We start from the raw sequence: 16,455 nt of genomic DNA, 5'->3' as shown, positions 1-16,455 counted from the left end.
TTTTAAAAATAATTACATTGGATAGTCTTGTAGACAGTCATAGACTTCTACCTGATCCAGACTACCAGTTTCCATTGCCAGACAAAGTGCCACAACTTTTAAAGTATCTGCCAGAGATTTTTCATCTTTCAAGGCAATACCTTGTTGTAATTCATTGATACGTTCTGCCGGAATTTCAAGGGCCTGAGCCGCTTCCACAGCATCTACCTGGTTAAAGAAGTGCAGAATTGCATCTTTCAGTTCTGCATCCGATGCATTTAAAATCCCTTGATTCAACTGTTCTGTAATGAGATCAGTCGAAGAAAATAAAGCTTTAGAGAAGTTTTGGACAAGATTTTGCCCAAGCACATCAGTCATCTTTAACATGGAGATACCTTCAACTAGAAAGGAAAATGGAGAGTACAGCCAATAGCAAAAGTGCTATAAATTGAATGAAAAATAATCTATTTCCGGGTGAATTGCAAAGCTTTCTGGGTGACTGTGTAGTCCTGCTAATATATGTTTTAGGGCTTGAAATATATAATCATAATAAAAATAAATGCTTAGAATCTAAGTATTTTTCGGTAATATCTTTGAAGTCTAAGTTTATATAAATTATCTAATGTTATTTTGTCGATATGCGCCTGGACTGACGCCAGTCCACTTTTTGAATGCACGATGAAATGCACTGGATTCCTGAAAATTAAGCTGATCGCTAATCTCTTGTAAACTTTGTTCAGTACGGGTCAGCAATTCAATGGCGGTATCCCGGCGTATCTCATTTTTTAACTGTTGATAGCTGACACCTTCACTTTTTAAACGCCGTTGCATGGTCGCTTCAGACATATTCATTTTTAAGGCCAGTTCATTCAGTTCCAGCCATTCTGCCGGTGAAACTTGCAGTAATTGACGGCGAATCTGGGTGCTCAAGGCATAGGGGTTTTTAAAACGCACCAATAAATTTTGTGGGGTTTGCTGAATAAACTGATACCAGGACTGAGCATCCTGTTTAATCGGCAATTGCAGATAGCTTGCATCAAATTGCACGTAATTTTCGCTGGCCTGATATTCAATCTGTTCACAAAAACGGACTTTGTAATCAAAATCATCTAGGGGTGCTGCGCATTTCAATTGAATCTGATTAAGCAAAATCCGTTGTCCACTTAACCAGCAGATCAGGGTATGAATCAGCATCAGATAAGTCGCATAACTAAACATGCGTTTAGTCTGTTGTAGATCATAAATCACGATATAGGCATAGTGTTCCTCAACCATGAGCGTGCTTTGCAGATCGTCCAAAACCAGGTTGAGAAATTGCAAAATATGTTGCAGCGCTTTTTCCAGTGTATCTGCCTGCATGACCATTTTCGAAAGTAATTTAAAACTACCACGACGCATGGCATGGCTGTCCATACCAAAAAATTCGTCATTCATGCTGTCTGCAAGCACAGTCCATAACTGGGCAAATTGGCTAACGGATACGCGTGCCTTGGGAGCATTCAATACTTCTGCTGGGATATTGGCTTTTTTTAGAATGTCAGAGATATCAAATTGCAGCCGTTTGGCATCCAGCAATGCTTCGTTCACCAGATCAATCGAGATGGTGCCTTTGCTATATTCCGGTGCAGGCTTATGCATATTCAGTCTGACATCCTTGTTTTCATTGTCCAAATACATCATGCAAGATGCAATATTTGGAAATTGTACAGAATAAAAACTCTGTTTACTCTGCATATTAAGTCGTATCTGAAATATAAAAATCGTTAGGAAATAAACATGAACATTCAGGGAAAAGTTGTTGTCGTTACAGGTGGTGCATCAGGTTTGGGTGCGGCTACGGCGACGCATCTGGTTGAACAAGGTGCCAAAGTAATTCTGGTCGATATGAATCAGGAGCAGGGTCAGGCATTACAACAACAACTGGGCGCACAGGCTGAATTTTTTCAGCTGGATGTCACCAATGAACAAGCCGTTGAAGCTTTCTTTGCTGAGGTCGAAAAGACTTATGGTCAACTGAATGGCCTGGTGAACTGTGCCGGTGTGGCACCTTCTGCCAAAGTCTTGGGTCGTAATGGTATCCATGAGTTGGCGATGTTTCAAAAAGTGCTGAATATTAATGTAAATGGTACGTTTAATATGCTGCGTCATGCGGCGGCTTTAATCGCAAAATATGAGCTGCAAGCCGGTGAAGAAGAACGTGGGGTGATTGTGAATACTGCCTCTGTGGCTGCTTATGATGGTCAGATTGGCCAGACTGCTTATGCTGCTTCAAAAGGTGCTGTGGTCGCAATGACCTTACCTTTGGCACGTGAACTGGCTCGTGAGGCAATTCGTGTCATGACTATCGCGCCGGGCATTATGGAAACTCCGATGCTGAAAGGCATGCCGCAAAATGTCCAGGATGCTTTGGGGCAAATGGTGCCATTTCCATCGCGTCTGGCCAAACCACAGGAATTTGCCCAGCTGGTGGGACATATCTTTGAAAATGGTTATTTGAATGGTGAAGTGATTCGTCTAGATGGTGCAATCCGTATGGCGCCAAAATAATTTTTTAAATAAACACATTTTCTCTGATTCATCAAAATGGCAATGACGTATCAGGGAAAGTTGCATGCTGAATTTGCCGAATATATCCAGAAAGCATCACATTTCTGGCAGTTAAAAAGTCCTTGCTAATGCTGGATAGAAAAAAATAAAGAAGGGAAATACCCGTGATTTTAAATGATGAACAAAAAATGATTCAGGACATGATGCGTAACTATTCGCAGCAGAAACTGAAACCGACAGCGGCCTTACGCGACAAAACGGCACAATTCCCAGCACAAGAACTTAAAGAACTCGGTGAGCTTGGCGCATTGGGTATGACAGTGGCTGAAGAATGGGGCGGTGCAGGTCTGGATTATGTGTCACTGGTCTTGGCGCTTGAGGAAATTGCCGCAGGTGATGGTGCAATCTCGACGATTGTCAGTGTGCAGAATTCTTTGCCTTGTGGCATTACTCAGCGTTATGGTACAGAGGAACAAAAACAGCAGTATTTAACTAAGCTGGCGACAGGTGAATGGCTCGGCTGTTTCTGTTTGACAGAACCTCAGGCTGGTTCGGATGCCAGTTCGCTGGAGTGTAAAGCCGAACGCGATGGCGATGAATGGGTGCTAAATGGTACCAAGCAGTTTATCACGACAGGTAAACACGCACAGATTGCACTAGTCTTTGCTGTGACTGATAAATCTGCAGGGAAAAAGGGTATTTCATGCTTTCTGGTGCCGACCGATGCACCGGGTTATATCGTGTCACGCCTAGAAGAGAAAATGGGTCAGCATTGTTCCGATACCGCGACCATCGTTCTGGATAACTGCCGGATTCCGGCTGCCAACCTGCTGGGCCAGGAAGGTGAAGGCTATAAAATTGCCTTGTCGAATCTTGAATCGGGTCGGATCGGCATTGCAGCACAATCAGTCGGTATGGCGCGGGCTGCACTAGATGCTGCAGTGGAATATGCCAATGACCGTAAAGCCTTTGGTGTAGAAATTGTGCAACATCAGGCTGTAGCGTTCAGGCTTGCAGATATGGCGACACAAATTGAAGCCGCACGTCAGCTCGTTTTGCATGCTGCAACATTAAAAGATGCAGGCTTGGCGTGTTTAAAAGAAGCATCGATGGCAAAACTGTTTGCATCGACTATTGCAGAAAGAGTCTGCTCGGATGCGATCCAGATTCATGGTGGCTACGGTTATGTCTCTGATTTTCCGGTCGAGCGAATTTATCGTGATGTACGAGTGAGCCAGATTTATGAAGGTGCATCGGATATTCAACGTCTGGTGATTGCACGTGAAGTATGTCAGCGCTGATTTTTAATTTAAAAAACAGACTTTGATTGATGTTCAAATCTGGCACTTACGTTGATGGATATGGAAATTGCAGGATTCAACTGAACATGATGATCTAAAGACATACAGTACGAATAATCGAAAAATAAGCCTTATTCATGTTCTAGCCCTAGGGCATGAATGCAGATTTGAGAAAGTATGCTGATGGAATCAGCAGGAACAACAAATACAAATGGACAAACTCAGGCAAGGTCGCCTGAAAACTACAACAGGAAAGAGGTTGTCGTCATGAAGACACTAGAACAGGCATATGCTGATTTTAATTTTGAAAATATGGTTCAAGAACATCTGGTTGGAAACGCAGAGAACATCAATGCGTATACCGAATGCTGTGGTCGCTACTTGGGTCAAAACCGAACTGCACTGATTTGGGAAGGCAAAAACGGAGACGCAGAGCAGTGGACCTTTGAACAACTGGCCGTGGCTTCAGGACAGCTGGCCAATTATATGCATTCTCTGGGTTTAAAGGCTGGTGACTGTATTGCAGGGTTGCTGCCAAGAACGCCAGCACTCTTAATTACTATATTGGCCACTTGGCGGATTGGTGCCATTTACCAACCTTTATTTACTGCCTTTGAAAGCAAAGCCATTGAACATCGTATCAGTACCGCCAATACCCAGTTGATCGTTACTGATGAAGAACAACGACTGAAACTCCATGATCTCAATGTTCCTAATATTCTGACTGTGCATCAGGCAGCAGCGGATAATTATCAAGATGCTGATTTCTGGACAGCCTTACAGCAACAACCGGAAGAGTTTGAACCGGTAAATTGCCAGTTTAATGATATTTTCCTGATGATGTTTACTTCAGGCACCACAGGTCTGGCGAAATCGGTTCCTGTGCCTTTAAAAGCGTTATTGGCCTTTAAAGGCTATATGCTGCACGCCGTAGATCTGCGAGATGAAGATTCCTTCTGGAATCTGGCAGATCCGGGCTGGGCGTATGGACTGTATTATGGCATTGCAGGGCCGCTCAGTTTAGGGCACAGCATCATCATGGATGAACGTGGCTTTAGTGTCGATAACGCCGTACAAATCATTCAAAAATATCAGGTCAGCAACCTGACTGGTTCGCCAACCGCATTTCGCATGTTCTTTGGCTTTAAAGAAAAATTTGATGCAGGCATCAGTTCGCATTTACGCGTGGTAAGCAGTGCTGGTGAGCCGCTCACGCCTGAAGTGATTCAATGGTTCAATCATGATTTAAATGTGAATATCTATGATCAATATGGACAGACTGAACTGGGTATGGTGATCGCCAATCATCATGGCCTGGAGCATTATAAAAAAGTCGGTTCAGCTGGTTTTGCCATTCCTGGGCATCGTTTTGCTGTATTGAACAAAGAACATCAGGAAGTAGAAAAAGGCGAGATTGGAACCTTGGCAATTGACTGTTCAGCTTCACCGTTGATGTGGTTTGAAGGCTATGCAGGTCACAACCGCAAGTCATTTGTCGTGCAGTATTATCTCACTGGTGATACCGTGAAGCTGAATGAATATGGCGGTATTGATTTTATTGGACGTGCGGACGATGTCATTACAACCTCGGGATATCGGGTTGGACCTTTTGATGTAGAAAGTACCTTGCTGGAATGTGAAGAAGTACTTGAATCCGCAGTCGTTGGTAAGCCAGATCTAGAACGAACTGAAATTGTGAAAGCCTTTGTGGTGCTTAAATCGGCTTATCCTGCTACTGAAGATTTAATGTTAAAATTGCAAAGTTATGTACGTTCACGTTTATCCAAACATGCCTATCCGAAAGAGATTGAGTTTGTGACATCTTTACCGAAGACATCGAGTGGCAAGATTCAGCGCAATTTACTCAAACAGCAGGAAGTTGCTAAACTTCAAGAGATAAAGCGAGTCAGCTAATTTTTCAAAATTCATCTTTTGATTGAATACTAAAAGGCTGCCATGGCAGCCTTTTGGTTTTTTAAGAAATAAATCTTCTACTCAAATTTTAGTTAGATATTGCGTCGATTTTCCCAAGTTTATATTTTTAAGAAAGCAGATTGAGGTAAGCAAAATTATATTTTTTATGTCATTACAGTAAAATTACATGAATATTTAAAATGAAATATATCAAAAATTTAGCCTCTTAAGATAAAGAGGCTAAATTTCATTCATTACCAGATATTGCCTTGTAGATTCACTTTTTGATGTTCTGCATGCGGTTCGCCCGCTTCACCAGTTACGCCGCCTTTTAAGGCTTTAAAAAGCTGGGTGACTTTGTTGTCTGTCACATTCCAATATTCTGCGCTGACTGCTTCAGCAATCAATACCCGTACGGTAGGATCATCTTTGCCTTCAAACCAGTTTTCAGCCCACGGATTCCACAACTGTTCAATCAGAATACGGTCAGTACTGATCTGGGCATGAGCACTGATCGATACATAAATACCATCTGATGGTTTTGCAAAGGACAGACCGATCTGACCACGGCCTGTTTCTGCTGCTTTGACCAGATCATTCGTGTTACGCAGAATAAAATATAAATTTTGACGTTCGTTCATCTGCTCGGAGTTCAGCATGGTCATCGGCTGGGAGTGTATTTCATGTGTGTCGGTTAAATGGCTGATCATGGTGTAACGGACATCCTTGATCAATTCCCATAATTTTTCACGATTATCATGTTGAGTATTGTTATGCTCGGTCACGTATGTTCTCCAGACGATTTTATGAAAGCTGAAAAGATTGCTTGGTATTTTCAGATTAATCATATTTGGAGACAGATGCCTTAGGTCTCACTGAACTCATACATTTTCATACTCAAATATAGGCAGAGACTACAGAATTGCTAAACAAGACAGCTCGATTTACAGGGAAATTCAATAACAAAGATTTTAAAAAACTTCAGGTCTGACACCTTTTATAAATGAGAAAGAGCTGTTTGCCGGAACCATTCAATTGAAGTGATTCAAAAAATCTTGCCAAGCCATAGCGGCTGCAGCTTGATACCGAGCGTTTAGCTGATATGCTATTTGCCTTAACGAGTGCCGAACCATTTATTGATATGCTGTAAATTGACTGTGAGATTGATATTCCAGAAATTTATCAGTACTTAAAAACTTCAGTAAAGTTAATTTTACGATCATTGTTAAAAATTTTTGAAACAAGGAAAGACGTTGTCTACATTTAACATGGATGCCATCTCCCCAGAATTTGAACTTACCGATGCTGAATTGCATCTATATAGCCGTCAGATTCTTCTGGATGGCTGGGATATTGACGCTCAAGAACGGTTAAAATTTTCTAATGTCTGCATTATTGGTTGTGGCGGGATTGGCTGTGCACTGGCAGAACTTCTGGCACGTGCAGGTGTGGGGAAAATTACCCTGATCGATCCAGATACCATCGAGATGAGTAATTTACAGCGACAACTGGCATTTATGCCGCAGGATATTGGATTTTATAAGGCAGAAACTCTGGCCAAAAGACTAAGTCAGGTTAATCCGAACGTACAGGTTGAATATGTGAATCAGGCCTTAACGGCTGAGAATGCAGCGCACTTGATTGAACATCAGGATCTGGTGCTGGATGGCTGTGACCAGTTTGCCACACGTTATCTGGTCAATCAGATCTGTGTTGAGCTGAATGTGCCATTATTGAGTGCTTCTGCGATTGGCTTGCAAGGCCAGCTGTTTATGGTCGAAGGGGATTCCGCCTGTTATGCCTGCCTGTTTCCGCCAGAAAATCAGGCCGATGAAAGTCTGCGCTGTGCAGATTCCGGTGTATTGGCGACCACACCGAATGTGATGGCCAGTTTGCAGGCACATCATGCCTTGTTATATCTGGGATTGGGCCAGATGCCACTCAGACAAAAGCTGTTGTTGTGGGATGGACTGAGCTTTAAGCAGCGGATTCTCGCTTTCGAAAAAGATACAGATTGCCCAATCTGTCAGGCAAGATAAGCCTGCAAAGTGAATTTTTTTTGCTACACTGCGTTTAATTAATTTTTCCTAAGACATTATGAAAAACAATATTTGGTTAGATGGAATACGTTCAGTTGCCCGTATGGGGGAAACAGCAGTCGTTGCGGCAAAGGCGGGCTTTAAATATGCCACTGAAAAGCCGAGCAATGCCAAACTCATGCGTGAAACTTTTGAATCCTTAGGTTCAACTTATATCAAGCTGGGTCAGTTTATTGCCAGCACACCGTCGCTGTTTCCACGTGAATATGTTGAAGAATTTCAGGGTTGTCTGGATCAAACTCCACGCTTGCCGTTTAGCTATATCCAGCAAGTATTGGCTTCTGAATTTACAGGACGTAATCTGGATGAAATCTTTGCATCGATTGATAAAACGCCGTTAGCTTCTGCATCTATTGCACAGGTGCATGCGGCCAAACTGGTGTCTGGCGAAGATGTCGTGATTAAAGTACAAAAACCGGGCGTAGAAACCATTTTGTACACTGACTTGAATGTGCTGCATTGGGCAACCAAGTTGCTGGAAAAAGCAGTCCCGAAAGTTAAGTTTGCTTCACTGGCTGACATTGTCGAAGAAATCAAAACCCGTATGGTGCGTGAAGTCGATTTTATCGAAGAAGCACAGAATCTGGATGATTTCGTTAATTACCTGAATATCACCAACAATCAGGCAGCCACTGCACCTAAGGTTTATCATCAATATTCGACCCGTCGTGTGCTCACCATGCAGCGTTTATACGGTGTGCCTTTGACAGATTTTGAAGTGGTCAAAAAAGTATCCAAAGATCCATCTCAAGTACTTATCACTGCGATGAATACCTGGTTTGGTAGCTTGATGATGTGTAACAGCTTCCATGCCGATTTACATGCAGGCAACCTGATGCTCCTTGAAGATGGACGTGTCGGTTTTATTGATTTCGGTATTGTCGGTCAGCTTAAACCTGAGGTATGGACGGCATGTATGGCATTTATGGATTCATTGCAACATACCAATTATGAGCTGATGGCACAAAACATGCTGAAAATGGGCATGACTGCTGTGCAGATTGACACCAAAGTCTTGGCTGCTGATCTGGAACGCTTATTTAGCGGTGTATTGATGGCGGATCCGCAGGAATTATTAACGTCCAATCCTGCTGACCTGAACGATATCATGATGGATATGGTGGCTGTGGGTGAACGTCACGGGATCCGGTTCCCGCGTGACTTTGCCTTGCTATTCAAGCAAATGCTGTATTTCGATCGTTTCATGCGAATTCTGGCGCCGTATACCGATATCTATGCCGATCAGCGTTTGCAAATGGTGCAAAGCATGGATCCGAACCTGCTGTTAAAGCATTAAAACCCTATCTAGACTTGGAAAAATCCCCCTAAATCCCCCTTTTAAAAGGGGGACTTTAAAAGCTCCTCCTTTTGTAAAGGGGCTTGAGAGGGATTTGGTTAGTACTAAATTCTCGAGCAATCCAATGGACGCCATTATTATTGAAGGTTTAAAGGTTGAGACAGTCGTGGGCTGCTTTAACTGGGAGCGTCAAATTATTCAGCCTCTAATGCTGGATTTGACCATTCAAACCGATTTAGAACAGGCATCAAACTCAGATGCACTTGCAGATACGCTGAATTATGCAGAAATTTGTGAGATTTCCAGCAAAGTCATTCAAGACGCCAAGCCTGAATTGATTGAACATGCAGCAAAGTTAGTGCTGAATGCACTTTTTACTACCTTTACAGCAATTGAATCGATTAATATTACGATCCGTAAGCCTGCCATTATCGCGCAAGCCAATTCTGTAGGAATACGTCTTGAACGACACCGAAACGATTTTCGCCCTAGCATTAGCGAGTAATTGTCATCCTCAGCAACATTTTCAAGCTGCACAGCAACGTATTTCTGAATGGGGAGAAGTTCAGTTTTCTCCCATTTATATGATTCCTTGCCGCGATGGCATCGGCGCAGATTACTGGAATGCAGCGTGTTTATTGCGAAGTTCGGTGTCTAGTGAAGGCCTGATTGAGCTGCTCAAACAGCTGGAACAGGCATCAGGGCGAGTACGTCCATCTCATCAGATTACTTTGGATGTTGATTTGATTGCCTGGGGATTAGATCTTCAACATATGCAGTTTAATGAAAAAAAGTTGCCCTTGGCTCTGGATGTGAAAGTGCCTATGTTTGATATCTGGCATGATGCCATGTTCGAACATGGATCACATAGCTTCCCAACAGTTGAACAGCTGATTTAAATCAAATCACCTAATTTTTTGCTAATACATTTTATCCAGTAAGAATAATTAACCCGCCTGATCAAGCCAGATCAGGCTTTTTTATGCTTCAGTTTTTTGTTTTAGATGAAAAGAAAAATTCAGATAAGATGGCTCAGGCGGAGTTTAGGAATCCTTTAAAAATGAAAATATTAGAAATCTTGGTTTCGGTGATTTTAATTCTTGGGATTCTTTATGTCATCCAATGGGGGGTTCATAGTTTTCCAACAGGCAATTAATGTTTGATTGATTTAAGGCTCTGGAATTTATTTTAAGTTCGATAAAAATCCTCAAAGCAGTAAAAATGCCTCATCGCTCTTTCACTTTTTCTTGTTATAAAAAATGATCAGCAATACGATAATGATCGCCAAGATGGCAAGAATGATCGTAGTTTCCATAACAATACCTCTCAGACATAGATCTTAGGTTTTAAACATCTAAATTAAAACCGAACATATATAGGACTTACGCATTGACGGATTCAAAAAAGTATTAAAATAGTTTATAAAGTATCTGTGATCAGACGAACTAAACATGCTTCTACAGCAACTTGTACATTACCCATTTATATGGGCTTTCTCATGACAGAACCGAACTCTATTAGCTGCACACAACTTGCCGAGACTTATAATATCTCGCATGATAGTGTAAATCGCTTTCTAGAGCGTGAAGACTACACACCTCACGACCTATATCAAGAAGCAATTCAACATATTGATAATAATAAACTTATAGTCAGTATTGATGATACTGTTTTAGATAAACCATATAGTCAACATATGGACTTGGTTAGCTATTTTTGGTCAGGCAAACACCACCGATCCGTCAAGGGGATTAATCTCATTACCTTGTATGCGACAGATCAGAATGGTCAAAATATTCCAATTAATTTCCGAATTTATGACAAATCTGAGGGTAAAACCAAGAATGATTACTTTATGGATATGTTAAGTGAAGTACTTAGTTGGGGTGCAAAGATTCAATTTATTACAGGTGATAGTTGGTATTCATCGACTGCAAATCTAAAAACCATAAGAAAACATGGTATTCGATTTATGTTTGGTATCGACTGTAACCGTAAGGTTTCCCCTGAAAAAGGACAATGGTTTCAACTGCGTTTATTGCCGAATTTCCATCAGGGTCAAGTGGTCTGGCTCAAAGATTTTGGCTTTGTACAATTATTTAAGACTCAGTTAAAAGAACAGCAGAGGTTTTATATTGTGTATCAAGATGAAGATGATTTATTGTCCTTTGAGGGTTTTCATGAATTACATTCAAGTCATTGGAAAATAGAACAATATCACCGAGTGATTAAACAGGTTTGTCATATTGAAAAGTTTCAAGTAAGACGGTCTAAACTGATTTTGAATCATATTTTTTCAGCCTTAATGGCCTACGTTGAGATACAAAAGAACCAGTTTGAGGGGATCTTTGAAAATGTATATCGTTGGCAGAAGAAATTATTTAGACCAATGATCAAAAACTTCATTGATGACTTTATTCTCGATAAAAATCATCTGCTACCACAGAGAGTCTATAAATAACAGTGCGTAAGTCCTAATATATTAATTAAACTCAAGTTTTGTTAGAGCGGCTAGTTTTTGAAAAAACATTTTTCAGTGATGTTAATACAAGAGCCGCTCAATCCTATTCTTTGTCTAGCTAAAAAATAAACACATATTTAGGCAACAGACACATTAAATAATGATCCGATCCATGCACTGAATAACATGGCGATAATTCCCCAGAGCATCACCCGAACAGCACCTCTCCAGACACTTACTCCACCGGCATAGCTTGCCAGTGCACCCATCATCCCCAAACTTAAAACGCCAATCAGCATGACGCCTTTATCCAGATAGTGTTCCGGTAAAATCATGATTGAAATTAAAGGGAATAATGAACCTACCGTAAAGGCCATGGCGGAAGAAAATGCAGCGAGAAAAGGTTGGGCAGAGGTATGTGCTGAAATACCAATTTCGTCTCGAGCATGGGCATCCAAGGCATTATGGTTGGTCAGCTGTTCAGCGACCTGTTGTGCCAAAGCAGGTTCCAACCCACGCTGTATATAAATCGTTTTGAGCTCATTTAACTCATGGGTGGGATGGCGCTGGAGTTCGCGCTCTTCCATGAGTAGATCATTGGTTTCAATATCTTGCTGGGATTTAACCGAAATATATTCACCGGCCGCCATTGATGCGGCTCCAGAAATCAATCCGGCAACACAGGTCACCAATAAAATTTCTGTGGATGCTCCACTGGCTGCAATACCCACCACCAGACTGGTGACCGAAATAATCCCGTCATTTGCCCCCAGTACAGCTGCACGAAGCCAGCCCGCGCGTTCGATATAATGTTTTTCAAGATGGTATGAATGGCGCACAATGAAGCCCCTTTTTTATTATCATCATGATTATATTAAATTTAAGTCATGTATAGATAGTAGGATTGAATCGATCTGAAAATTATCTTGAATGATCAGCTCATCGTGCGCTTGGCTGAGCATTTTATCAATCCAAGATAAAATCGAAGTGAGATTCATAAGTTCAAGAAATCAGACGCACTTGATACATAATTGATTTACGAATGGTAAAAATGACTAGGGTGTGTTGACACTTTTAGCTTAAAAAAATAGCGAAGTAGTAAAATCAAATCGCCAAACCCAATTTTACTATTCGCTATGCCTCGTACCATGCTGACAGATCAACACTGGCAAAAGTTGAAAGTTATTCTGCGTAATTTATCCATTCACCACAACTCAAATTTACGCAATTTTATTGAAGCTATTCTCTATAGAATTAGAACAGGCTGTCCGTGGCGAGATATTCCTTGTTGTTTTGGTCATTCAAACTCTATTTTCAAACGTTTTAATCGTTGGTCAAGCAGCGGTAAGTTACTTAGATTATTCAAATTACTAGCCTCATGCCCCGATATGGAGTGGATTTTTATTGATGGCTCTCATGTACGTGCTCATCAACATTCTGCCGGTATAGCGAATCAATCTATTTCTAAAAGTGTAGGAGGAAACTCCTCAAAAATACATTTGATTGTTGATGCACATGGCAATCCTATTGATTTCATGATTACCGATGGAACCACACATGATGTTAAAGTTGCACCTGATTTAATATCAACATTAGATTTAAAAGAGACAAAAGTGGTATGTGCAGATAAAGGCTATGATTCAGAACCACTGCGTGAACAGATCAGGAAAACAGGGACTAAAGCGAATATACCAAAGAAAACAAATAGCCAATCGAACAATGACCATATGGACTGGTATTTATATAAAATCAGGCATTTAGTTGAAAATATGTTTTGTAGATTAAAGCAATTTAGAGGAATAGCTACTCGATATGACAAGCTCAAAAGAAATTATCAAAGTTCTGTTGCTTTAGCCTGTATATTTTTATGGCTACCTTTATAGGGTTAATTATGAACAGTAAATGTCAACAGACCCTAAAGCAAATCAAACATATCGAACAAAATAATAGCTGAGTGAGTTGGTTTAAAAAGAGAATTATCATGAAAGAAAAACATGAAAGCCATAAATGCTTGGTATGCGGCAAGCACTTTCTTCTGAAAAATCTCACCCCGATGGGAACAGTCAGACAAGTCATTACCGAAGAGATTGCCAAAGATATTCCAGGCTGGACACCGCAAGATTATATTTGCCAGGCAGATTTAACCCAGTACCGTATACAGTATGTACATTCATTATTAAGTTCGGAAAAGGGTGAAGTGACTGATCTTGAGTTTGAAGTGATTGATAGCATGCATCAGCATGAACTGATTACCAAAAATGTGGAAACGACCTTAGAGCAAAAGTGGACCTTGGGAGAAAGGCTCGCCGATAAAATTGCAACTTTTGGTGGAAGCTGGACCTTTTTGATTTGTTTTGCAATCTTCTTGGGCCTGTGGATTACGATAAATACTGTGGTGATGGTGACACGACCTGCTGATCCTTATCCTTTTATTCTGTTGAATTTAATCCTATCCTGTCTTGCGGCGATTCAGGCACCTATTATTATGATGAGCCAGAACAGACAGGAAGCAAAAGACCGCTTACGTTCGCAAAATGATTATCAGATCAATTTAAAAGCCGAGCTGGAAATCCAATACTTGCATGAAAAATTAGATCATCTGCTGCTACATCAATGGGAACGGCTGGCGCAAATTCAGGAAATCCAGCTGGACCTGCTTTCTGAAATGAGCAAAAAAGATTAAAGGATGCTGTGGGGGAATCTCTATTATTTTATAGAGCTTATAAGTAATAAGATCGCCATATGCCTTGAGTTGTTATTATCTCGCTCAAGATTTGACCCATATTAAAAAGCCCACAAATGAGTGGGCTCAAACTAAAACCGTCTTATTTAAATAAAATAACTGGTTTTGGTCATCAACTTGGAAATGCCTGTCATGGCGATCTTAACTGGAACGGGTAGATCTACACCGCCAGCATTTAACGCTGTATCCCGATGATGCAGTTCATCTTCATTCATCTGTTCTAGAATACGACGAGAACGTTCATCCTGCGGTGGCAACTGGCTAATATGATGCTGTAAATGCATGCTGACCTGACGTTCTGTTTCAGCCACAAAACCCAAGCTGTATTTGTCACCTGCGATTCCGGCAATCGCGCCCATACCAAAGGAAAGACCGTACCAGACCGGATTGAGTAGGCTGGTATGGCTATCCAGTTCTTTTAAGCGGTCTTCACACCAGGCCAGATGATCCTGTTCTTCAATCGCTGCCTGTTCCATTTCACGACGTACATTCGGGAGTTTAGCCGTCATCGCCTGACCATGGTACAGTGCCTGTGCGCAAACCTCACCACTATGATTGACCCGCATTAAACCTGCTACATGACGTGCATCACTGACCGTTAATTGTGTTTCTACCGGTTGGGCCGGATTTTCACGTCGTGCCGATGTCGTGCCCGGGACGAGACTGCGTAATGCCTGATCAAAAGAATGAATCAGCTTATCGACACCTGTATATTGACGCATGAATTAATCCTCCAAGGGTGCTTTCGCAGTTTTGATCATAGGTTTGAGTCGGAAAAGCAGCCATAAGGTAAACAGGCCACTCAATACTGCGGTAATACAAAAAAGTATTTTAAGATCAAGCTCTAAAACACTTAAAATAATAATCGAGAATATAGCAGAAGATACCATGAAAACGGCATTCAAAATGTTATTTGCTGCAACCACCCGCGCACGATGTGAGCGAGGCGAATGCGCCTGCATCATCGCATAGAGCGGAACAATATAAAAACCACCACTTATTCCGAGCAAGGTGACGGCCAGCATCACATGATAATAGCTCCAGCCTTGCTGAAAGACATCTGCCAAGCCGATTAATGCACCTGTACGCTCCGGAACAAAGGCCAGACTCGCGGCCAGATACAGGGCAAAGATCACCAGACCGATCGCGCCAAAAGGCACCATCTTGATATTGACCTGGCTGCCACCAATTTTACGGCATAAGTATGAACCCAGACCAATTCCGACAGAAAAAAAGGTTAAGAGCAGACTGGCGACATTTTCAGATGCATGCAGATTTTGTAATGTCAGCTGAGGAATCTGGGTCAGATAGGTTGCACCATAAAACCAGTACCATGAGTTGCCCAGTAAAATGGTAAAAATCAGAGGTAAGCTTTTGGCATATTTCAAGGTCTGCAAGCTGGTGCGGAAGAAATTCCAGTCAACTTGCAGCTCAGGCGCGGGAATACTTTGTTTCAGGATATAGCGACTGGATATATAACCAATCAAGGCGATGCTGATGACGGTTAAACTGATCCAGATCAGGTTGCCGGCGGAAGCTGCAATGACTGCACCGCCCAGAATCATACCGAATAGGATTGCCAGAGAAGTTCCGGACTGAAACAGGGCATTGCCGGACATCAGTTCATTCGGTTTCAGGACTTCAGGTAAAATCGCATATTTGATCGGGCCAAAGAAAGTGGAATGGGTGCCCATCAGGAACAGGGCAAATAACAGAATCCATAAATTGCCCATGAGGAAACCGACAGTTCCCAGCAACATAATGGCAATTTCCAGAAGCTTGAGATAGCGAATCAGCTGTGAACGTTCGTATTTGTCGGCAATCTGACCGGCCGTGGCTGAAAAAATAAAATAGGGCAAGATAAACAGTAAAGCCGCCAGATTATTTAAAGTGCTGATGCTGGCCGATTGCTGTTGAATCCAGCCATAAGTAATGACCAGCAGTAACGCCTGTTTAAATACATTATCGTTTAATGCACCAAAAAACTGCGTCAGAAACATCGGTAAAAAGCGCCGAGAAGCTAACAAATGTTCATTTTTGTTCATATAGGCCGTGCTACATTAAGTTTTATTAAGAAATGTCAGTTATGCGTAAACATTGAGAAAAATCATGTA

The 16,455-nt window shown here is 41.6% G+C and carries 17 protein-coding genes; 11 read left to right on the top strand and 6 right to left on the bottom strand.

Annotation, left to right across the window (positions count from 1 at the left end; translation table 11 throughout):
* Positions 1-12: 12 nt before the first annotated feature.
* Both HGD77_RS08950 and HGD77_RS08945 read right to left on the bottom strand, forming a co-directional pair.
* Positions 13-366 (bottom strand): hypothetical protein, encoded by a 354-nt coding sequence (locus HGD77_RS08950; RefSeq protein WP_004278774.1) that lies wholly within the window; start codon positions 364-366, stop codon positions 13-15.
* Positions 367-594: 228 nt separating this feature from the next.
* Positions 595-1,617, bottom strand: coding sequence for an AraC family transcriptional regulator (locus tag HGD77_RS08945; RefSeq protein ID WP_174893667.1), 1,023 nt, complete (start codon positions 1,615-1,617; stop codon positions 595-597).
* Between the two features lie 138 nt (positions 1,618-1,755).
* Between HGD77_RS08945 and HGD77_RS08940 the strand changes: the two genes are divergently transcribed.
* The 3 genes from HGD77_RS08940 to HGD77_RS08930 all read left to right on the top strand — a co-directional run bounded on the left by HGD77_RS08940 (position 1,756) and on the right by HGD77_RS08930 (position 5,741).
* Positions 1,756-2,526, top strand: a complete 771-nt coding sequence (locus HGD77_RS08940; RefSeq protein WP_004278772.1) for an SDR family NAD(P)-dependent oxidoreductase — start codon at positions 1,756-1,758, stop codon at positions 2,524-2,526.
* Positions 2,527-2,690: 164 nt separating this feature from the next.
* Entirely contained in the window at positions 2,691-3,827 is a 1,137-nt protein-coding gene (locus HGD77_RS08935; RefSeq protein WP_004278771.1) for an acyl-CoA dehydrogenase family protein, read from the top strand.
* A 267-nt stretch (positions 3,828-4,094) separates the two neighbouring features.
* Positions 4,095-5,741 (top strand): AMP-binding protein, encoded by a 1,647-nt coding sequence (locus tag HGD77_RS08930; protein WP_004731435.1) that lies wholly within the window; start codon positions 4,095-4,097, stop codon positions 5,739-5,741.
* 254 nt (positions 5,742-5,995) lie between these two features.
* Here HGD77_RS08930 and HGD77_RS08925 read toward each other — a convergent pair whose 3' ends face one another.
* Positions 5,996-6,526: a pyridoxamine 5'-phosphate oxidase family protein gene (locus HGD77_RS08925; protein WP_004731434.1), complete on the bottom strand. Its 531-nt coding sequence runs from the start codon at positions 6,524-6,526 to the stop codon at positions 5,996-5,998.
* Between the two features lie 483 nt (positions 6,527-7,009).
* On the opposite strand from HGD77_RS08925, the gene HGD77_RS08920 reads away from it, so the two are divergent.
* The 6 genes from HGD77_RS08920 (at position 7,010) to HGD77_RS08895 (ending at position 11,598) form a co-directional block, all read left to right on the top strand.
* The gene (locus tag HGD77_RS08920) at positions 7,010-7,780 is read left to right on the top strand and encodes a HesA/MoeB/ThiF family protein (protein WP_138743055.1); all 771 of its coding nucleotides are present in this window, start codon (positions 7,010-7,012) and stop codon (positions 7,778-7,780) included.
* A 58-nt stretch (positions 7,781-7,838) separates the two neighbouring features.
* On the top strand, positions 7,839-9,137 hold the full coding sequence (locus HGD77_RS08915; RefSeq protein ID WP_004731431.1) for an ABC1 kinase family protein: 1,299 nt from the start codon (positions 7,839-7,841) through the stop codon (positions 9,135-9,137).
* 124 nt (positions 9,138-9,261) lie between these two features.
* Complete coding sequence (gene folB, locus HGD77_RS08910) at positions 9,262-9,642, top strand: dihydroneopterin aldolase (protein WP_004645388.1); 381 nt, start codon at positions 9,262-9,264, stop codon at positions 9,640-9,642.
* Positions 9,599-10,036 (top strand): 2-amino-4-hydroxy-6-hydroxymethyldihydropteridine diphosphokinase, encoded by a 438-nt coding sequence (locus HGD77_RS08905; protein WP_004731425.1) that lies wholly within the window; start codon positions 9,599-9,601, stop codon positions 10,034-10,036. The genes folB and HGD77_RS08905 overlap by 44 nt, the downstream gene beginning before the upstream one ends.
* 83 nt (positions 10,037-10,119) lie before the next feature.
* On the top strand, positions 10,120-10,293 hold the full coding sequence (locus HGD77_RS08900) for a hypothetical protein (RefSeq protein ID WP_004731424.1): 174 nt from the start codon (positions 10,120-10,122) through the stop codon (positions 10,291-10,293).
* Positions 10,294-10,569: 276 nt separating this feature from the next.
* Positions 10,570-11,598 (top strand): transposase, encoded by a 1,029-nt coding sequence (locus tag HGD77_RS08895; protein ID WP_080591915.1) that lies wholly within the window; start codon positions 10,570-10,572, stop codon positions 11,596-11,598.
* A gap of 137 nt (positions 11,599-11,735) precedes the next feature.
* Here HGD77_RS08895 and HGD77_RS08890 read toward each other — a convergent pair whose 3' ends face one another.
* Entirely contained in the window at positions 11,736-12,437 is a 702-nt protein-coding gene (locus tag HGD77_RS08890) for a VIT family protein (RefSeq protein ID WP_004645386.1), read from the bottom strand.
* A 297-nt stretch (positions 12,438-12,734) separates the two neighbouring features.
* Here HGD77_RS08890 and HGD77_RS08885 point away from each other — a divergent pair, with 297 nt between their 5' ends.
* A complete protein-coding gene (locus HGD77_RS08885) occupies positions 12,735-13,481 on the top strand; it encodes an IS5-like element ISAba31 family transposase (protein WP_004645384.1) in 747 nt (248 codons plus the stop codon).
* Positions 13,482-13,579: 98 nt separating this feature from the next.
* The gene (locus HGD77_RS08880) at positions 13,580-14,281 is read left to right on the top strand and encodes a DUF1003 domain-containing protein (RefSeq protein WP_004645383.1); all 702 of its coding nucleotides are present in this window, start codon (positions 13,580-13,582) and stop codon (positions 14,279-14,281) included.
* A gap of 146 nt (positions 14,282-14,427) precedes the next feature.
* Here HGD77_RS08880 and coq7 read toward each other — a convergent pair whose 3' ends face one another.
* The gene (coq7, locus tag HGD77_RS08875; protein ID WP_004645382.1) at positions 14,428-15,063 is read right to left on the bottom strand and encodes a 2-polyprenyl-3-methyl-6-methoxy-1,4-benzoquinone monooxygenase; all 636 of its coding nucleotides are present in this window, start codon (positions 15,061-15,063) and stop codon (positions 14,428-14,430) included.
* Between the two features lie 3 nt (positions 15,064-15,066).
* Complete coding sequence (locus HGD77_RS08870) at positions 15,067-16,386, bottom strand: MFS transporter (RefSeq protein WP_004645381.1); 1,320 nt, start codon at positions 16,384-16,386, stop codon at positions 15,067-15,069.
* Positions 16,387-16,455 lie beyond the last annotated feature (69 nt).

Origin of the sequence: Acinetobacter sp. NEB149 (assembly GCF_012516415.1) — a bacterium.
GTDB lineage: Bacteria > Pseudomonadota > Gammaproteobacteria > Pseudomonadales > Moraxellaceae > Acinetobacter > Acinetobacter lwoffii_V.
This window is presented reverse-complemented; position numbering and strand designations above follow the sequence as displayed.

Coding starts and splice junctions, on each gene's coding strand:
- HGD77_RS08950 (WP_004278774.1), bottom strand. CDS start 366: ATGTTAAAGATGACTGATGTGCTTGGGCAAAATCTTGTCCAAAACTTC.
- HGD77_RS08945 (WP_174893667.1), bottom strand. CDS start 1,617: ATGCATAAGCCTGCACCGGAATATAGCAAAGGCACCATCTCGATTGAT.
- HGD77_RS08940 (WP_004278772.1), top strand. CDS start 1,756: ATGAACATTCAGGGAAAAGTTGTTGTCGTTACAGGTGGTGCATCAGGT.
- HGD77_RS08930 (WP_004731435.1), top strand. CDS start 4,095: ATGAAGACACTAGAACAGGCATATGCTGATTTTAATTTTGAAAATATG.
- HGD77_RS08920 (WP_138743055.1), top strand. CDS start 7,010: ATGGATGCCATCTCCCCAGAATTTGAACTTACCGATGCTGAATTGCAT.
- HGD77_RS08915 (WP_004731431.1), top strand. CDS start 7,839: ATGAAAAACAATATTTGGTTAGATGGAATACGTTCAGTTGCCCGTATG.
- folB (WP_004645388.1), top strand. CDS start 9,262: ATGGACGCCATTATTATTGAAGGTTTAAAGGTTGAGACAGTCGTGGGC.
- HGD77_RS08900 (WP_004731424.1), top strand. CDS start 10,120: ATGCTTCAGTTTTTTGTTTTAGATGAAAAGAAAAATTCAGATAAGATG.
- HGD77_RS08885 (WP_004645384.1), top strand. CDS start 12,735: ATGCCTCGTACCATGCTGACAGATCAACACTGGCAAAAGTTGAAAGTT.
- HGD77_RS08880 (WP_004645383.1), top strand. CDS start 13,580: ATGAAAGAAAAACATGAAAGCCATAAATGCTTGGTATGCGGCAAGCAC.
- coq7 (WP_004645382.1), bottom strand. CDS start 15,063: ATGCGTCAATATACAGGTGTCGATAAGCTGATTCATTCTTTTGATCAG.
- HGD77_RS08870 (WP_004645381.1), bottom strand. CDS start 16,386: ATGAACAAAAATGAACATTTGTTAGCTTCTCGGCGCTTTTTACCGATG.